Source organism: Streptomyces aureocirculatus (genome assembly GCF_000720475.1).
Classification (GTDB): Bacteria; Actinomycetota; Actinomycetes; order Streptomycetales; family Streptomycetaceae; genus Streptomyces; species Streptomyces aureocirculatus.
The window spans coordinates 1-347 of sequence record NZ_JOAP01000172.1 but is presented as its reverse complement, the minus strand read 5'-3'; the positions used below and the strand labels follow the sequence as shown (position 1 = coordinate 347).

Annotated in this window: 1 protein-coding gene; it reads right to left on the bottom strand. The window is 67.1% G+C overall.

Annotated features, from left to right (window positions below):
• Positions 1-5 precede the first annotated feature (5 nt).
• The coding region (locus IG78_RS0141220) for an aminoglycoside phosphotransferase family protein (protein ID WP_030575034.1) at positions 6-347 on the bottom strand (342 nt) is incomplete at its 5' end.

Here is a 347-nt window from a genome sequence, read left to right as displayed (position 1 = left end):
TGGGATCAACGAGACAGGGCGAGTAGTTCGTCGATCACGGGCTCTGGACCGTCATAGGTGAGGTGCGCGATGGCTGCCATGGGTGCCACTACTCGGCTCCAGGCATACAACCGGTCCCCATCGAGCCCGCACGCGGCCGCCACCCATTGGCAACGGGCCTCGACCCCCTCTTGCCCGGCGCCGGCCACCACGTAGTCGACGGCGTCGAAGCATGGGTCGCCTACGCATGCCTTTGGGTCGATCGCGAACAGGCCGCGCGACGGGCCGCCGTCCAGGACGTTGCCGAGGTGCAGATCGCCGTGCAGCAACACGAGCCTGGCCTGAGTGTCCAGCAAAGTCTCGCAGCG